This window comes from Nostoc sp. UHCC 0251 (genome assembly GCF_034932245.1).
GTDB lineage: Bacteria > Cyanobacteriota > Cyanobacteriia > Cyanobacteriales > Nostocaceae > Nostoc.
This window is the reverse complement of the sequence record NZ_JAYGHD010000088.1, coordinates 1-16,663: the sequence shown is the minus strand read 5'-3', so window position 1 is coordinate 16,663 and position 16,663 is coordinate 1. Positions and strand designations below refer to the sequence as shown.

General features: G+C 43.0%; 15 protein-coding genes and 2 pseudogenes. 6 read left to right on the top strand and 11 right to left on the bottom strand.

The genetic code is table 11. The features are described 5' to 3' along the window. Together VB740_RS12435 and VB740_RS12430 are read left to right on the top strand one after the other, a co-directional pair. A pseudogene (locus VB740_RS12435) lies at nucleotides 1–285 on the top strand (S-layer family protein); the annotation flags it as partial. A gap of 69 nt (nucleotides 286–354) precedes the next feature. Then, on the top strand, nucleotides 355–2,970 hold the full coding sequence (locus VB740_RS12430) for a CHAT domain-containing protein (RefSeq protein ID WP_323200307.1): 2,616 nt from the start codon (nucleotides 355–357) through the stop codon (nucleotides 2,968–2,970). A gap of 158 nt (nucleotides 2,971–3,128) precedes the next feature. Here VB740_RS12430 and VB740_RS12425 read toward each other — a convergent pair whose 3' ends face one another. The 4 genes from VB740_RS12425 to VB740_RS12410 all read right to left on the bottom strand — a co-directional run bounded on the left by VB740_RS12425 (nucleotide 3,129) and on the right by VB740_RS12410 (nucleotide 6,270). Further along, nucleotides 3,129–3,461, bottom strand: coding sequence for a P-II family nitrogen regulator (locus VB740_RS12425; protein WP_323200306.1), 333 nt, complete (start codon nucleotides 3,459–3,461; stop codon nucleotides 3,129–3,131). Nucleotides 3,462–3,554: 93 nt separating this feature from the next. After that, complete coding sequence (locus VB740_RS12420; protein WP_323200305.1) at nucleotides 3,555–4,691, bottom strand: sodium-dependent bicarbonate transport family permease; 1,137 nt, start codon at nucleotides 4,689–4,691, stop codon at nucleotides 3,555–3,557. A gap of 603 nt (nucleotides 4,692–5,294) precedes the next feature. Next, nucleotides 5,295–5,540, bottom strand: a complete 246-nt coding sequence (locus VB740_RS12415; RefSeq protein ID WP_323200304.1) for a hypothetical protein — start codon at nucleotides 5,538–5,540, stop codon at nucleotides 5,295–5,297. A gap of 568 nt (nucleotides 5,541–6,108) precedes the next feature. Next, on the bottom strand, nucleotides 6,109–6,270 hold the full coding sequence (locus VB740_RS12410; protein WP_323200303.1) for a hypothetical protein: 162 nt from the start codon (nucleotides 6,268–6,270) through the stop codon (nucleotides 6,109–6,111). Nucleotides 6,271–6,358: 88 nt separating this feature from the next. Here VB740_RS12410 and VB740_RS12405 point away from each other — a divergent pair. Continuing rightward, nucleotides 6,359–6,553, top strand: a pseudogene (locus tag VB740_RS12405) (nitrogenase component 1); the annotation flags it as partial. A gap of 277 nt (nucleotides 6,554–6,830) precedes the next feature. On the opposite strand, the gene VB740_RS12400 reads toward VB740_RS12405, so the two are convergent. The 7 genes from VB740_RS12400 to VB740_RS12370 form a co-directional block, all read right to left on the bottom strand. Beyond that, nucleotides 6,831–8,144, bottom strand: coding sequence for an efflux RND transporter periplasmic adaptor subunit (locus tag VB740_RS12400; RefSeq protein ID WP_323200302.1), 1,314 nt, complete (start codon nucleotides 8,142–8,144; stop codon nucleotides 6,831–6,833). 448 nt (nucleotides 8,145–8,592) lie between these two features. Then, nucleotides 8,593–9,672, bottom strand: a complete 1,080-nt coding sequence (gene dcm, locus VB740_RS12395; protein WP_323200301.1) for a DNA (cytosine-5-)-methyltransferase — start codon at nucleotides 9,670–9,672, stop codon at nucleotides 8,593–8,595. Between the two features lie 13 nt (nucleotides 9,673–9,685). Further along, nucleotides 9,686–10,960: a hypothetical protein gene (locus VB740_RS12390; protein WP_323200300.1), complete on the bottom strand. Its 1,275-nt coding sequence runs from the start codon at nucleotides 10,958–10,960 to the stop codon at nucleotides 9,686–9,688. 302 nt (nucleotides 10,961–11,262) lie between these two features. Continuing rightward, nucleotides 11,263–13,341: a glycoside hydrolase family 10 protein gene (locus VB740_RS12385; protein WP_323200299.1), complete on the bottom strand. Its 2,079-nt coding sequence runs from the start codon at nucleotides 13,339–13,341 to the stop codon at nucleotides 11,263–11,265. Between the two features lie 166 nt (nucleotides 13,342–13,507). Next, nucleotides 13,508–14,080, bottom strand: coding sequence for an HdeD family acid-resistance protein (locus tag VB740_RS12380; protein ID WP_323200298.1), 573 nt, complete (start codon nucleotides 14,078–14,080; stop codon nucleotides 13,508–13,510). Nucleotides 14,081–14,247: 167 nt separating this feature from the next. Beyond that, a complete protein-coding gene (locus tag VB740_RS12375; RefSeq protein WP_323200297.1) occupies nucleotides 14,248–14,799 on the bottom strand; it encodes an alpha/beta hydrolase in 552 nt (183 codons plus the stop codon). A 309-nt stretch (nucleotides 14,800–15,108) separates the two neighbouring features. Then, nucleotides 15,109–15,300: a bromodomain-containing protein gene (locus tag VB740_RS12370; RefSeq protein ID WP_323200296.1), complete on the bottom strand. Its 192-nt coding sequence runs from the start codon at nucleotides 15,298–15,300 to the stop codon at nucleotides 15,109–15,111. Nucleotides 15,301–15,600: 300 nt separating this feature from the next. Between VB740_RS12370 and VB740_RS12365 the strand changes: the two genes are divergently transcribed. From VB740_RS12365 to VB740_RS12355, 3 genes are all read left to right on the top strand, one after another. After that, nucleotides 15,601–15,843 (top strand): DUF2281 domain-containing protein, encoded by a 243-nt coding sequence (locus VB740_RS12365; RefSeq protein ID WP_323200295.1) that lies wholly within the window; start codon nucleotides 15,601–15,603, stop codon nucleotides 15,841–15,843. After that, nucleotides 15,828–16,124, top strand: a complete 297-nt coding sequence (locus VB740_RS12360; protein WP_323200294.1) for a type II toxin-antitoxin system PemK/MazF family toxin — start codon at nucleotides 15,828–15,830, stop codon at nucleotides 16,122–16,124. The genes VB740_RS12365 and VB740_RS12360 overlap by 16 nt, the downstream gene beginning before the upstream one ends. A gap of 327 nt (nucleotides 16,125–16,451) precedes the next feature. Continuing rightward, nucleotides 16,452–16,622, top strand: coding sequence for a hypothetical protein (locus VB740_RS12355; protein WP_323200308.1), 171 nt, complete (start codon nucleotides 16,452–16,454; stop codon nucleotides 16,620–16,622). Nucleotides 16,623–16,663: the final 41 nt, after the last annotated feature.

The following is a 16,663-nucleotide window of genomic DNA, read 5'->3' as shown; positions in this document are numbered from 1 at the left end:
AGAGGACGACTTGCCGCTAGTCGCTTTATCGCTACTGGACGCGGTGGATTACCCCAAAGTCCGAATGAACCGTTGCGGGGACAAGCAGTAATTACTAGTTGGGTAGATTTGCCCGCACAAGCAACAGCTATCACGGATAAATTATCTACTGCATCTATGACCAAATCTGCCGATCGCATTGTGGAGGCTCAAGGATGGATTGTTGATGCTAAGGGTGATGTGATTCTTGTGGCTCAATATCCACAAAGTTCTTCTATTCCCTCTGCCATTTCCTGTAATCAATAATTCGTTACTCCAATCGAGGGAGGAATTCTTATGAAACCCAAGAGTTATAAAAACAATCAGTGGCAACGAATGTGCAACACATGGTTCATTCGTCCGTTAAAAAGACATGACTTGCCTGTTTTCATTCTCTTGGTTCTGGTGACAGCTTTTTTGTGCGTTATTACTTTTCCTGTTGCTGCAACTGTAGAGACACAAAATATTGCAACTCTTGGAGTGTCAATCCAAAATCCGACTGCACAAACACAAGATTTGCTGCAACAAGGGAAAGTGCTATATGAAGCAGGACAGTTTGCAGAAGCGGTTAAAGTTTTGCAACAAGCAGTTAAAAATTATGGTAGCCAAGGCAATGAATTGCGGCAAGCTGTAGCATTAAGTAATTTGGCATTGGCATATCAAAAACTGGGTAATTTGCCACAAGCGCAACAGGCAATTACAGATAGCTTGAAGTTGGTTGAAGAATCCTCCAATGCCCAAAATCTTCAAGTTCTGGCTCCAATTCTGGATATTCAAGGTAGTATTCAACTAGACTTGGGACAAGCTGAACAGGCACTTAATACCTGGCAACGTGCGGAAGTGAGCTACAAGCAATTAGGCGATCAAAATGGCATTACCCGCGATCGCATCAACCAAGCACAAGCATGGCAAGTATTAGGATTTTACCGTCGGGGTTTGACAATCTTGACTCAATTGCAGGAGCAGTTACAATCAAAACCTAATTCAATCACAAAAGCAGTAGAATTACGCTCTTTCGGTGATGCTCTGCAATTAGCCGGAGATTTGGAACAATCCCGCCAGGCATTACAGCAAAGTTTAAAAATTGCTCAAGAATTGGGTTCTCCTCAGGATGTGAGCGCTGCTTTGTTCAGTTTAGGCAACACGGCACAAGTACAACAAGATTTGAAAGGAGCAATAGAGTTCTATCAGCAAGCTGCTGCGATCGCTCCTAACCCAATTGCTAAAGTCCAAGCTCAAATAAATCAGTTTAACTTGCTGGTGAACACGGGACAAACAGCCGCCGCGCAGACACTATTGCCGCAAATCCAAACTCAACTTGCAGAACTACCTGCTTCTGTGACAACTATCTATGCCCGCATTCATCTAGCTCAAAGCTTGATGAAATTCGGGACTACACCCAAAGCGATCGCTCAAATCTGCGCGATCGCCTTGCAACAAGCTCAAGATTTAGCAGATAAGCGAGCCGAAAGCTTTACCCTTGGGACTTTGGGCAGTGTATACGAGCAAACTAAACAATGGTCAATTGCCCAGAATCTCACCCAACAAGCACTGATCATCGCCCAAACAATCAACGCCCCAGATATCGCTTATCGTTGGCATTGGCAGTTAGGACGTTTGTTAAAACAGCAGGGAGAGATTAAGGGCGCTATTACCGCCTATGATACCGCTGTTAGTGAGTTGCAGATTCTCCGTAGTGACTTAGTGGTTGTAAACCCAGATGTCCAGTTTTCCTTTAAAGAAAGTGTAGAACCTGTATATAGAGAGTCAGTAGAATTACTGTTGCAGTTCCAGCAAACTGATCCGAGCGAAGTAAACCTAGACAAAGCTAGACAGAGGATTGAAGCACTGCAACTGGCGGAATTAGACAACTTTTTCCGGGAAGCTTGCATTAATGCCAAAACTGTTTTGCTTGACACAGTGGTAGATAAAGATAATCCCACAACCGCAATTATTTATCCAATTATTCTGCCTTCTCAACTCCAAGTGATTGTCAAAATTCCTAACCAAGCACTGCGTAATTATACAGTAAATAAGCCGCAGAAAGAAGTAGAAGGTCTTGTAAAACAACTTAGAGAGTATCTTTTAGAGCCTGACAGGACGGAGGAAGTGCAGGCGCTGTCACAGGAAGTCTATGGGTGGTTAATCAAAGAAATTGAGTCAGATTTAAACAAAAGTGGTGTTAAAACCCTTGTATTTGTACTAGATGGAATATTGCGAAACGTACCAATGGCTATACTGTATGACGGTCAGCAATATCTGGTAGAAAAATATGCTGTAGCGCTCAGTTTGGGACTCCAGTTACTCCCACCCAAACCTTTGACGCAAACCAAACTCAACGTACTAGCTGCTGGGTTAGTAGAACCACCACAAGGCTTTCAACAACAATTTCCACCCCTACCAGGAATTAAATCAGAATTTAACTCAATTTCCCAAGCGATCGCATCTACCACCCAGTTACTAGATCGGGACTTCAACAGCAAAAACCTAGAGAGTGAGGTGAATGCTGTGCCATTTAATGTGTTACATCTGGCAACCCACGGTCAATTTAGCTCCCGTGCTGAGAATACTTTTATCCTTGCTGCTGATGGCCCCATCAACGTTACGCAATTTGATAGCCTGCTGCGTCGTCGGGATGAAACTCGCTCAGAAGCTTTGGAAATGCTGGTTTTGAGTGCTTGTCAAACTGCTACTGGTGACAATCGCGCCACGCTAGGGCTAGCAGGAGCATCCGTGAAAGCTGGCGCTCGTAGTACGTTGGCTTCACTGTGGCATATTAATGACAAATCTACTGCTATTTTAATCGGTGAATTTTATCGTGAGTTAGTTAAAACTAAAGTAACAAAGGCTGAAGCCTTGCGTCGTGCCCAAGTAAAGTTGTTAAAAGATTATCCTAATTACAGTCGTCCTGGCTACTGGGCACCTTATGTTTTAGTTGGTAACTGGCTGTGACAAAGCCTATGTTTTAGCAAATGAATATAGATGATTAACTAAAAAACTCAAACGTGAGTGTTGAATTGCAGATGTTACAGAAAGCGATCGCAGGTAAGAAATACGGCTATTAAAAACCGGGGTCATGCCCCGGCTTTTTAGGTCTGTGTCGTCTCGATTCAACAGCCGTCTGGTCCACAGAAACTGTGCCCGTACAGTACCTCCGCGTCACAGATATAGATCATGCCCGCAAAATCGAGGAAAAACTTTATTGCGATCTGATCCGCAATATTCTCGGCCATATCCCGATCCGGGGTGAGCACCTCGAATTTTATATTCGCATTGATGTCAGAAACGTTGGGTTGTCCCGACGAGCGCACGTTGCGACTGCCTTTACCGCCGGTTGCCAAAACCGTATAACCGGTTGCCCCGGATTCTTCGATGATATCGGCGATCTTTTTCAGCAGAATCTTTTCCGTGACGATGACGAGCTTTTTGGCTTGCTTGGCCATGTTGGTTACCTCCTTACCGTAATTGATCTTATATATTGAGTCGTTTGGTCTGCCGGGTCAAGGGAGCGCCGACAGACCGCGACCCGTCTGGGATTACCTGCCGCCGATCGCCTGGGCAAGCCCGAGGAAAAGCGGTATTCCCACGCCAATCGCAATGGGTGTACCGACGGCTGTGGAGGCACCGATGTAGGCGGAGGGATTGGCCGACGGAATCCCGGCTCGCAACGTGGGTGGGCCTGAGATGTCTGAACTGGAGGAGGCGATGACGGCCAGAACCACAACACCGCCCATGCTGAATCCTGTGGCGTAGTGGGCAATCATACCGAGACCGAAGGCGATGAACCCATGCAACAGCGGTGCCACTACGCTATACACGACGTACCACTGAGCCACCTTACGTAGTTCGCCAAGTCTTGACCAAGCCTCCATACCCATGACCACCATCAAGATCGAAAGCAAGCCGCGAAAGGCGGGATCGTAGAAGCTTTTATAGACACTTTCCGGCCGGGCGATTATGCCAAGAGCAAGGCCGAGCAACATTGCCGATAGGGCAGGACCCTGGAGGCTTTCCTGCACGATCGGCCATATCTTGACCCGATTATCCGCAGACTGCTGCTTGCTGAGATACTCTTGCCGGGTGCTGGGATAATCCTGCTGATCGGGATAATCGCCTGCTGCAACGGTCTGCTTGCTGAGATACTCCTGCTTGCTGAGATACTCGTCTGCTACACTACCCTTCTTCTTCTTCTTGTTGAGATAAATGTTGGCTATCACAATCGCAGTTACGAGCGCTGGGATATCCATGAAGGGATAGAGTGCGCCAGCCCATGCCTCGTATTGCATTTTTTGTCCATCCAGTACCGTCAGGGCGGCGGCCATAGTAGAGCCACTCACAGCACCAAACAACCCCCCGGTCGCAATCGCATCCACGGTTTTGACCTTCGGCAGCTTGGCCAATGTATAGCGCGCGATGAATACAATGAGAATTCCTAATGCCATAGCAAACGCTACGGGCAACACCATCTCCGTTAGGTTGGAATTGCGGATCGCCTGACCACCGGTCAGACCGATTTTCATGAGCAGCATGAAGACGATGATTTGAGTAATCGCCTCTGGAATTACCAATTCGCTACCAAGGGCGGCAATGACCATACCACCAATGAGAAAGCTGAGTGTTGGGGACTGCAACTGCTTAACGAAGTCCACTAAGAACAAGGACAAAAAATCCATGAATACCTCCTTCCGCCTCCTCTAAAAAAGAGCGATTATTGTGATAAGTGAGCTTTAAGAAGTAAGGGTGCAGCGCTTCAACCCTGCCGACAGGTGTTCGCGTAACACCTGTCGGCAGGGGGTTCAAAGATGGCCGGCCGCTCTCCAAATGGGACTGGAAGGTGTCGCTGTCCCGTAGTAACTTCTATAGATCAAGATATATTAAGACCCAAAATTCTATGTACTTAAGCTTATCCTTAAATTCGCACAAATTTGCGATCGCTTTACATGGATATGCCAAGTAATTTCAAATTCAAATCATAAGTTTTCCTTTTATTTTCAGAAAACCCGTATATCTCTGGTCAGTGTAAATTGCGATCATAGAATTTTCTCTATAGAAACCATTTGGGATCTTTTCTAGACATATAAGGGTTACTAGAAGGCTGTTTTAAACAACCTAGTAAGCAATTGCTGAAAAAGTCTGAAATCCGGCTTTGCACAAAACTTATAGCCGGAGAAATAGATGCCAAATGGGTTCTATACACGGATATTGCACCGAGGACGGTATGCGATCAGCCAAATCGGAAGAGTTGCGTGGACACCACTCTTCTAGCAATGACTGAGCTAATCAATCGACATTTCAGGGGGAGCTGTTGACGGTTCATAAGTCGTGGATGGATTGTAACTGGCGAGGTTAAACCACCCCACCGCCAGTAGGAGACCGAACCCACAGCCCAACAAAAAAGTCCAGGCGTGAGATGACTCGAGCACGCAGAGCAGGCGGCGATCGCTGCTATATACCTGCACTAGCCAGCCTTCGCTGGTGTTGACAAATTTAGTCGGCAGTTTAGTTGAGTCAAACTTGTTCATTGTGTATGCTCCATGCTGATCGAATGTATGTGGCGGTGGCGGGCAAGTGCCCGCCGCTACGGAAATACCTGTCAGAAATTCACCTGTGAATGGAGAGTGTCTCAAGGAGAGAGGCTGGGTCGCTCAAACCTGACGTTGATGTCGAACAGAAGACAGACATCTATGCTTTCGCCTTGAACGATATTCTTAAGTTTATACTTAGATTTACTGTTTGAATGGTGGTCATAGCGGCAAAAGAATAAGTGTTTTTTATAAAATGCTTCCGCTAATCTGATTCAATCTTTCGGGAGCATCCACTTTTGGAAGAAACATAATTCTGATACTCCGAAAACCCTACTATATGGTTCATCTAAAAAAGTAGATCCGCCGAAAGTGGATGCTCCCAATCTTTCTCAACAGAGGGTAGTGAATTCGCTGATCTTTGGCATAAACTTAAAAATATGGTTCAAGCCAAAACCATAGAGTATTGCCTTGAATTGTCGTAACAGAACGCATCAAGAGGTAACCCACATGACGATTTGAATCCATAAAAATACGATTTAGCTTGTCAGCAAAGCTAAAAATAATACTAATAATCGTACGTTTTACTTTCGTTTGGGTGGGTTACGTCAATACACCGATGAGTTTGTCGTCCTTCACTGTCAACAACCGAGATACTTTGTTGACCCGCTTCACTTACCATTTTGGTGAGAGTGTTGTCAGTGCCTACATAGCATGGTGCTACTTTCACTCTTCAATTGAATTACGATGCTTATAACGGTTTGCTTAAGGCAATGAGGTTTTAGCATGGCAAAAAAGCACATTGTAGACTTAAGCGAGGATCTGATTTGCTAATTACCAACTCTCATGGAGTGGCGATCGCTCAACGCTTAAAAATTCCTCTTTATCGTTAAGGTATCGCCATTTTTGACCGTTTGGATCATGTTCATTTTACCAAAGTTGGCTATCAAGGTACTATGCAGTTTTTGTTTGATATTGGCAACCTGTTTTTAGATCAAATCTGCGTAGATTAAATTATCTGAAGAAGGGCTTTTATTCCAAAATCGTAGTCTGAATCGGACATGTTGGCGCAGATATAGCGTTTCTCAATCTAGTGAGGTACGTTTTTAAAGCTACTTGTTTTGATATAAAAGGTTCGTGTGTACTTCAGTAGCCTGGGAAACGCTATAAGCGTGTTTCATTAAATGTAAGGGTACGAGCGATCGCTATAGTTAACGCTCTTGGGTAAGTATTGCTAAAAGACAAGAAAGACAAGATTGAGACTTCTCCCCTGCTTTCTACTCCGCTTAATTAAGGTTCTGGAACGATCGCAACACCATCCCTAAGATTGAGCAACCCTGAGACAATAACTTTATCTTCTGGCTGTAATCCTTCAATAACTTGGTAATTATTATCTTTGATCTCGCCTAGCTTCACTCGTTTTTGCCGAGCTACTTGTTGAGATACACCTTGGGGAGATGTTTCTGTTTCAACTATATAAACAAAAGTGTCCCCACCTACACGAGTCATTGCTGTTGTGGGGATTAAAATTCCGGGGCGCTGATTCCAAAATACTCTAGCCCTTACCAATTGATCTGCACGTAACTGACCCTTAGCGTTGTCAAAAAGTGCTTTGATCAGTATTCCTTGTGTTTCATTACTGGCAATAGGTGAAATGAAAAATATCCTACTTCTACCCAGCTTTTGACCTTGTGTGTTCATAACCTCCACTGGCATTCCCTTGCGCAGTTGGGGCCCTTGCTGTAATGGCACAGAGATATTGACTTCTAAAGGTTGATTTTGCGCGATATTAACTAATTGTGTGGAAGTATTAACTAAATCACCTACTTTCACAGCGATGTTGCTAACTGTGCCACTAAAGGGAGCGGTGATTTTGTCGGACTGGAGGTTTCCTTGTTGTTGTGGAATATTTACATTAGCTTGCTGCAAAGTTTGTTCAGCCTGCAATATGTTAGCTCGTTGGGCTTGAATTCTAGAATCAATTGCATCAAGATTAGCCTTTGCATTGGCGAGCCTATTAGCAACCTGATTGCGAGTTTGTCGAGATACGGCTCCTTCCTCAGCTAGGGTGACAAACTTTTCGTAGTTCTGCTGGTACAATTGCACATTTGCAACGTAGGATGGTCGTTGTGCTTCCAGAGATTTGAGTGTAGCGCGGGCGTTTTCCAGTTGCACTAAAAAACCCTGAGGCACAGCATTGCTTGCACTGACACCTGCTTGTGACATAGGATCTACTTGGAGAATTGCCGCTCCTTGTGCGACTGGATCTCCCGATTTGACAAATATCTGGGTAACTTGGCCCTGAATCCTCGGCTGGAGCGTAACTGAGCGCTGGGATTTTAGGCTAGCAATAAAATCTGAACTTTCCTCAATTATGCCGCTTTGTACTGTCGAGATTTTGACTCTTACCCCTTGAGGTTGAGTATTAGCAGTTGAAGGTGCTGGATTTTGCGGAGTGAGCAAACGCCAAACTAGAGTTGCTCCGCCCCCTAACAATACTAGTGCAACTAAAACCCAAAGCCACCGCCGTTTTCCAGAAGGTGGCTCAAATGAGGTTTGTGGAGCTTTTTCTCCAAAATCGGTTTGAGGCTCAGGGGATGTCATGGCTTATGAGGAACTTAAGGAACAAATTAACTAGAATTCAATCAATATTTCATCTGTTGATATGAAAATTACTGATTTAGCATGAGGTTTTGTGGCAAATTATGTGTTATCTCATCCAAATATACAGTTTTGATGATTCTGTCTAAATCTACCCAAAGGTGAATCCCTAATTTTCCATCCTGTTATTGTGGACAAGGTTTGATGATGCTGGCATACCCATGATTCCACCGCACAAAGTTGGTGATCTGCCTGAGTCAATATGTAAGTTAATCATACGGCTAGTTGATCCTAGCTCAATCCTTCTAGGGACTTCCAACTAAAAAATAATCAATCGTTTTGGAGGGCAGGGGGAGAAAAAATTGGATAGTGACTTTGGATGCAGGAATTGAGTAATTTATTTCTTGGGTGTCCTCTAGAGTGCTTTCTGTTCAAGCTTCCGATTAGAAAATTAACGGCTAAACTCTGCTTCTGGCAAGCCAACAAAAGCCTTACCAACAGTTACGTAGGGTAGTAGCCCAAATAATTCAAGTTCAGGACTATGAGTAGATAAAGGTAAGCGAATATTACCAATGTCCTTTCGGCAACCAAGAAAAAATAATCGCCGCCTTAACTGAGGAGTACCAAAATCAGCAGCTAAAAGTACACCGACTGAGATGTTGTAACCCAAATTCGCCATCTGATCCCAAATTTGCTGGAATAGTGTGCCACTTGCAATCCCTTTGAGGTTAGATACATTTTCCATAACGAAAAAGGGCGGGTACAAATGCTCGACAAAACGTAAAAATTCATAAATCATACCACCTCGATTATCCTGAAAACCTTTTTGTTTACCTGCCTGACTGAAAGCTTGGCAAGGTGGTCCTCCAAAGACAATATCTGGTTTCTCAACTTCACCGGAAAACTTTTGCCATAAACTTAACGGGTTTTCTACAGTGGAAATATCATTTTCCAAAACGCAAATATCGCCACCAAAAAAACCACGCAGTGTTGCACAAGCATCTGACCAACTATCGAGAGCTACCTTAGTTTCTATACTACCTGTAAGATAAGCACCAATATCCATACCTCCTGCGCCGCTAAATAGGCTGAAAGCTTTAAGGGAACGATTTTCAAATCCTAGTGACTTTGCTTGCTGAAGTAAAGATTTAAACACAGCTTCTGCAAGCGGTACAGGTACAGCATTACCTACCTGAAGCTGAGTACTTGTTAGCGTTCCTTCAAACTTCATCTCGTCAGGAAAACCTTGTAAACGAGCTGCCTCTCGCACAGTAATAAATCGGTTTTCATAGGGATGGACAAATTTATTGAAAATGTATCCCGTCACTGTTAATGAGGGTTTATCTGGATCAAGACGAATTATTCTTAAATTTGGCCCACCTTGACGATTTGGATCGTGCTTGAGATAAAATTTAAAGCTTTCATGCCAAAGCTCTTCAGGTAAATCCTGCATTTTTTGCCCAATTTTTAAAGCATCGATACGCTTTTGCACATCTGAACCAACCCGTCTAGCAATGTGATTTGTAACCAATTTGCACGGACTATTAAAATTGGAAATTTTCTGAAATCCAGTCATCTCTCACATGGCTTTGGGTGAAGGTGATTATACCATCAAAAAGATTGTAAATCTCTTTTTCAGGCGGCAAATCTGCAACTTTTTTTGCTTTTCCTGTTTCATCTAGTGTCCACATAACATCCTGAAGGTCGAGCAGGTAATCATTATAGTGACGCACAGCATGAATGTTAGACAGCAAAGCAGTTTTTACTGCCATTTGACTATGTTTTGGTTTTCCTGTAGCAGCAATTTTTAAAACTTGATAAATCCCTTTTTTAATATCATCAGTTCTGTCCATTCCTACGCTAGATTTACCATCAGAGACGGATTCGTACCCATCACCACTCTTTCTCAATGGCCAAGTCAAAGGTCTAGGAGTAGGTTGTCCACAAGCATTTGTTAACCAATAAACTGCTTCAGGTATAGTTCCCCTACCCCGTGCTGCTTTATTATACGCAGAATAGGCAATATTCCAAAACTGAAAATATCGATAAAATAGTTGATTATCCAGACCAAAACTTCTGCCAATTTGTTCGTATGCCCATGTCGGAGAACTATGGCTTGCTTTTACTCCTAAATCCACAAGTTCATAGTTCCAGTAGTTTTCTTCTAACTTGGGCAGAATTATATGCAAGTTAGATGATGCCAGAAATGAATTGTCTGTAGGAGAGTGCGAACAAGGTATTGGTTCTCCATTTTCTCCCATCTCGGTTTGTACCTCAACCTTCGCTGCTAGAGCAAGTGTTGTCAATGGTGCGGCTTTTACTTCTGCAAGTAAGACTACACTCTCTTTTTCATCATGAATTATTACGTCAACGGGTTCAGCACCATGATAAATTTTTAAATTCCTCGAATTAATTTTAAATAAATGCCTTAGAAATACACACAGCAAACGACTTGTGGTTTTGCCAATAGTTCCAGATGGTAATTTGTTTGCCTGATGATAGTAAAAATTACCTTGTAAAACACATCTTGGGCAAGTATTAGTGTATGGGTAAATTAATAGAGGAATATTATTTACTGGACAATAAAGCCATCCTTTATTGGTTAGTTTTGTATAGTACTCAGCAGATACAATCAGGTCAAAAGCTGCTGCCAGTGATATACCAGGATTGGTAGCAGTGTGTTTGGTATTTTCCAAAGCTTGCTCAATCAGAATGGAGGTTAATGCTTCTTCATGGGGATTTACTTCCAGAGCTTTCACTCTTCCTAAAAGGCTGACTATCCAATCGGCCTTAATTGGTTCAGGTTGATTACTTTGCACTATTCTTCAAAATGCGATCGCACTAATACTATAGGCTCTTCTTTACTTATTATGCTAAATCCGTATGTAAATAAGCTTGAATGCCTTGCTGGGCAATAATAACAGGCGTTAATATTAAATTTTGAGGCTGAATTCATAGATCGACGCTATAACTGCCTAAAAGGCTTGATTTTCAAGGCAAGTTACGAACTTTGATTAAAATTTCAGCATAATAAGTACTGAAGAACCATACTATACAAGAGCATAACAGCGATGGCGTTGCCAACGCCAAAGGCGATCGCACTCATAGACAGCACCTTTGTTCAACTAACTGTAATAACTGTTCCTAGACTCTCATTCGCCAATCTATCCACCGCACATACGGCATAGGTTCCAGCTTGTTGGACAGTAGCGAAGGTTGTACCAGCAGACAAAATTCGCTGAATTGTCCAAGTATCGCCAGCTAGTCGATAAAGTGTCCAAGAACGAACTGGCTGATTATCACCAGGCTGCCAACTTAATTTGCGGTTATTAACTTGTAGTTCAATGGGTGGAGAGGGCGGTGTTGTATCCTGCCAAGATAAAGTTGGAGCTAGCGCAGGTTTGTTATAAAGCAGACTTTGGAATTTATCAGCAATGCCCTCACTATTTTCCGTCAAAACACCGACATTAAAGAAAATATTCCCCAGCGATAAATTTCCAGCTTGGCTACGACTAATTTTCACCTGCTTTTCAATCTCATCACTCTCCCGACTCTTGTTGCTTGGTTCTGTCAAATTATTACCAGCGTAAACGTGTCTTTGTTTTGTGTTTACCTGTGTCCACCACTGTAGCAACGCCGGGTAACTTTGTTGTGGTTGGTCTGTGCGCCAGTAAAGTTGAGGTGCAATATAATCAATCCAGCCTTCTTCTAGCCATTTCTTCGCGTCAGCATACAGCACGTTATAGGCATCCAACCCAGTAATACCAGCGGGTTGTCCAGGGCGATAAATCCCAAAGGGACTAATACCAAATTTAACGTCGGGTTTGGTTGTTTTAATTCCCTGCCAAAGGCGCTGTACCATTCTGTTAACATTGTCTCGTCGCCAGTCGCCAAGGCTGAGTGTACCACCATCTGCTTTATATGCAGCGTAGGTTTTATCATCGGGGAAAGGTTGTCCCGCGATGGGATATGGATAGAAATAATCATCTAAGTGAATGCCATCAACATCGTAGCGCTTCACTACATCGATAATTACGTTGTAAGCTCTGTCCTGAACTATTTTCAGTCCTGGGTCCATCCAGCGTTGAGTTTTCCACAAATAAACGCATTCTGGATTGGTGGCTGCTAGGTGGGGAAGGACTGTTTTGGCTGGGTTGGTGGAAGTGCTAGCGCGGTAGGGATTGAACCAAGCATGAAGTTCAATATTGCGCTTATGACATTCTGCGATCGCAAACGCTAAAGGATCATAGAATGGTTCTGGTGCTTTCCCCTGAGTTCCTGTAATCCAAGCGCTCCAAGGCTCTAATTGGGATTCATACAAAGCGTCTCCCTCTGGTCGCACCTGGAAAATGAGGGCATTGAAGTTTAGCGCTTGTAATTTACTAATAATCTCGCTGAGTTCAGCTTTTTGTTGAGCAACAGAAAGTCCCGCCTTGGAAGGCCAAGTACTATACCATACAGATGCTACCCACGCCCCTCGGAATTCCCGACTATGATTTACTCTAACGCTACCGACAGGTGTGGGTGTGGGTGTGGGTGTAGGTGTGGGTATTGGTGTGGGTGTTGGCGCTGGCGTCGGCGCAAGTATTGGCGGCACTATAAAGTAATTAGAAGCAATCTTTTCTGCTTCACCTAAATACACCAAAGCTTGATAAATAATCACTGCCACATCTGCACGGGTGGCTGCGAGATTGGGATTAAGTAATTTCACATTTGGGAAACTAACTATCAATCCAGCGCTGGTGGCAATAGCTACCTGATTTATACCATACCCAGGAATCTGAACAGAATCTTGATAAATTTGTTTGAGTTGTGATACTAGGTCAGGTTTTACCTTGGTGGCAATTTCTAAGCCTGCTACCAAAGAAACTAAAACTTCTACTCTCGTAATTCGGTTAGCAGAACGGAAACTTTTGTCAGGAAATCCGCTAATGAATGCTTTTTCGTAAGCTGTTTGAATGGCGGCTGCGGCCCAATAATTAGTGGGTACATCAACAAAAGGAACATACTGCCGCTTCTTGGGAACTGTCCCAAATGCCTTGGCGATGATGGCGGCAAATTCAGCGCGGGTAAGTGAGTTATCGGGGCGATACGTGCCATTCGGCAATCCGCTGACAATACCACGTTGGGCTAAGGCTGTAATAAATAAGCGTGCCCAATGGTTTTGAATATCCGAGAATGGAGTAGCAAGAGATACCATTGTTGATTGCAGCTAGCTGGTCTGGATTTTGATTTCCTTAGTTAATTTAGCAATATCAGAGCGATCGCTGCTGCAATCTCTTAGTAAACTGTCACTACTCAAGCTTAGGCATTGGGCATTGGGCATTAATAATTGCTTTTCCCTATTCCCCATTCCCCATATACTACTAAGTAGCATTTGTAGCTTCGTTACCAGGATTCGAGATAGAACGCGCATTCAACGCCAGCATTACCCGTGAAATACCAGTGAAAACAATGCTGACACCAACTAGTGTACCTAGAAGCCAGGGCGCATTGAAGGGCCACTGGAACCAAATCATCGCGCCTAAAACCAGCGTAATGATCCCATCACCTAATATCCATGTCCAGTTATTTTGGGGACGTAACTTGAATGCCAAAATTAACTCGAATGTACCTTCAGCCAGCAAAAAGCTGCCAAGCAACAGAGTTAGCGTGAGAATACCCGTATAAGGATAAACAAACAGCATGATACCGGTTGCAATATAGAGTCCGCTCAATAGAAGTTTCCAAATAAAACCTCCTTGGTGGCGAGTTTGAGTGGCATAAACTAGTTTTGTAAATCCGGCGAAAATCAAAATCACCGCCACCCAAGTTTCGGCAAATATAGTCGAAAGACTAGGCGCTGCGATCGCAATAACCCCTAAAATACTCAAAAGAACACCGCTTATCAGTGACCCATTAACATCCTTCTTAATATCTCTAGAAACATCGGCTGTCATAGAAACCTTTTCCCTATTGTTAGACTAAACTCTACATTTAGGTTAGGGAATTTCTAAGTAAGAGAGTATGAACCCTAAGATAGACTCATCAGTATTAATTTAATCCCGATCATGACTAAGAATTCACGACTATTGAGACACTAAACCAATCATTTGATACATAACCCTTATAAGAGTTTTGCAAGATTGCTTAGGCGTTCATAAACAGGGATGAGACGATCTCCTTCAAGCTCAACAGAAGTATTAGGATAATTCTGAATGGCTCCAAGGAGTGTAACTTCACCATCTTGTTGAATAGATGCACTTAAAGCACTTCGTAGCGCCTGCTGATTTAATTGTCCTGCGGGAGGGTGAACTACCTCACCAATTTGGTTAACCAATACTGGCCCTGCCCAGCTAGACAGTAAGCTATTTAAAAAGGCAGGATCGGCTTTTATCGAAGCTTTCAATGCCTTACGAGCTACTGCGGGGTCTTGTTGCGCCGCTTGTAAATAAGCCCTTAACGTCGGGGTAGTCTTGCCAGTTTCTGTAAACTGAGTTAATTCTTGAACAGAGATTTGCCCTTGAAAATTACCATACTTTAATACAACTTGCTCGGCAGCATTAGCATTAGTACTTGAAAGTAGAACAATGGCACCTACGCCTAAAGCTACTGTTTGAGTGAGTAACTTACTGAATTTCTTATTGTTTAAGCGGTTGAAAAGTTGAGAAATCTGCATTCTGTCTAACTTGATAATGGTGCGGAGCGTACATAGGCACAAAATGCCCAAGCGTTATATTACGCCGTGTGCGACTTTATCTCAAACCTAACCCCCAACCCCTTCCCTACTAGCGTTGGGGAGCAAGAATCAAAGGCTATCGACCTTTCGGGGAGAGGTTTGGAAGTGGGGTTCCAAGACGCGTTATATTCTTTCACAAAATTCCTGCGGCAGATACATGATTAGGGACGTACACTTATACGTCCCTACAGCCAATTTGTTGCAAAAATTTTTAGAAATGCTGTTATTAAGCCTTTTCGTTAGGCGAAGCTAATGAGGTAGTATTGACTGATCTTCGTCTAAGGTTGGTGCAGGTATACCCAAATGTTTCCTTGCAGATTCTTCAGCTAGCTTTCGGTCTTGCTCATTATCGAACTGACTCTCATCTAACAAATGAGGGTTTTTTGCTGCTTCATCTCGGCTTGGTTTATAGCCATTTTTCCACTTGTACTTCCAGTCCATAAGTTGAAAGGCAGATATACTGCAATTTGATTTTCTAGTTATTCATAGTAGGCGCTTAATGGAACATCACACTCCTGCTATAGGTTGAAGAGGCTCATTCTCAGGGTACAAATTTAACATAAACTTTGAGTAAGAATACTCTATTGAGCAGGGCTTGATAGATTAGCACGCTGAGAACAAGTCATGAGTGACTCGCAAGTATAATAACTATGGTGATTATTGGCGATCGCTGCTTGGTGCCATCTAAAAGTTTGCAGTTGCAGAATTGGTTTGATTATATATTTCCATTTAAAAACCGATATGATAAATATTATTTTAGATATTGCCGAAACACAAAACAAGACAATTATGCTTAAAAAACAGATTACACAAGAACTAGAAAAACTACCTGAACCTCTGTTACAGGAAATTTTAGATTTTGTTCAGTTCTTACAAGCCAAGTACCAGAAAGATAAATCTTTAGAAATCACCCTCATGAGTGAATCTTCACTACAAAAAGATTGGTTAAGACCAGAGGAAGATGCAGCATGGCAGGATTTGTAAAAGGAGATGTTGTTATTGTTCCATTTCCATTCTCAGACTTAACTGAAACAAAACGTAGACCTGCTTTAGTTATTGCTACTCTTAAAGGAGATGATCTAATTCTTTGCCAAATTACTAGCCAAGCTGTTGGCGATATCTATGCTATTCAACTAGATAATAGTGATTTTAGCTACGGTCGATTAAATCAGCCAAGTAATATCAGACCAAATCGGATTTTTACTGCCGACAAACAAATTATTTTATATCAAGCAGATCAAATAAAACTTGAAAAACTAACATAGGTTATTAATAAAATTATTGAAATTATACAGTACTCAAGCCTGTGGTTGTATCCAGTACTTGATTAAGTTGGACTGGTGTCAGGTGCAGGTGATTGAATCGCTGGGGGTTGTGTGTCGCTTGTACATGGACTTTTTACATCTGATTGTAAAACAGAAACACCAAAGCGTTTCAGAAGGTGCTATCTGATGACCATGACCCGATTCATAATCTTTTTGGACGCAGACAAATAATAGTTCCCTTACCAGCGATCGCTAAATTTAACCTTGGTGCAGTACTTTAACAGCAGATAATCACTTTGGTTCACCAAAATAAAACCAGATGAATGTATGGCATCAATAGCGGGGAAAGTTGCAATTATTACTGGTGCATCACAGGGAGTTGGACGAGCGATGTCTTCTCTACGAGACGCTACGCGAACGACGGGCTACGCCTACGCACTCAAGTTAGCTGGTAACGGCGCATCTATTGTCGTTAACTATGCGGTTCAGAGGGTGTAGGGGATAGGGTTGCAGGTTCGGGAACCCCCGTTTAAAAACGG

Excerpts from the sequence above, each read along its gene's own strand:
- VB740_RS12430 (WP_323200307.1), top strand. The coding sequence starts at position 355 with ATGTGCAACACATGGTTCATTCGTCCGTTAAAAAGACATGACTTGCCT.
- VB740_RS12425 (WP_323200306.1), bottom strand. The coding sequence starts at position 3,461 with ATGGCCAAGCAAGCCAAAAAGCTCGTCATCGTCACGGAAAAGATTCTG.
- VB740_RS12420 (WP_323200305.1), bottom strand. The coding sequence starts at position 4,691 with ATGGATTTTTTGTCCTTGTTCTTAGTGGACTTCGTTAAGCAGTTGCAG.
- VB740_RS12415 (WP_323200304.1), bottom strand. The coding sequence starts at position 5,540 with ATGAACAAGTTTGACTCAACTAAACTGCCGACTAAATTTGTCAACACC.
- VB740_RS12400 (WP_323200302.1), bottom strand. The coding sequence starts at position 8,144 with ATGACATCCCCTGAGCCTCAAACCGATTTTGGAGAAAAAGCTCCACAA.
- VB740_RS12385 (WP_323200299.1), bottom strand. The coding sequence starts at position 13,341 with ATGGTATCTCTTGCTACTCCATTCTCGGATATTCAAAACCATTGGGCA.
- VB740_RS12380 (WP_323200298.1), bottom strand. The coding sequence starts at position 14,080 with ATGACAGCCGATGTTTCTAGAGATATTAAGAAGGATGTTAATGGGTCA.
- VB740_RS12375 (WP_323200297.1), bottom strand. The coding sequence starts at position 14,799 with ATGCAGATTTCTCAACTTTTCAACCGCTTAAACAATAAGAAATTCAGT.
- VB740_RS12370 (WP_323200296.1), bottom strand. The coding sequence starts at position 15,300 with ATGGACTGGAAGTACAAGTGGAAAAATGGCTATAAACCAAGCCGAGAT.
- VB740_RS12365 (WP_323200295.1), top strand. The coding sequence starts at position 15,601 with ATGATAAATATTATTTTAGATATTGCCGAAACACAAAACAAGACAATT.
- VB740_RS12360 (WP_323200294.1), top strand. The coding sequence starts at position 15,828 with ATGGCAGGATTTGTAAAAGGAGATGTTGTTATTGTTCCATTTCCATTC.
- VB740_RS12355 (WP_323200308.1), top strand. The coding sequence starts at position 16,452 with ATGGCATCAATAGCGGGGAAAGTTGCAATTATTACTGGTGCATCACAG.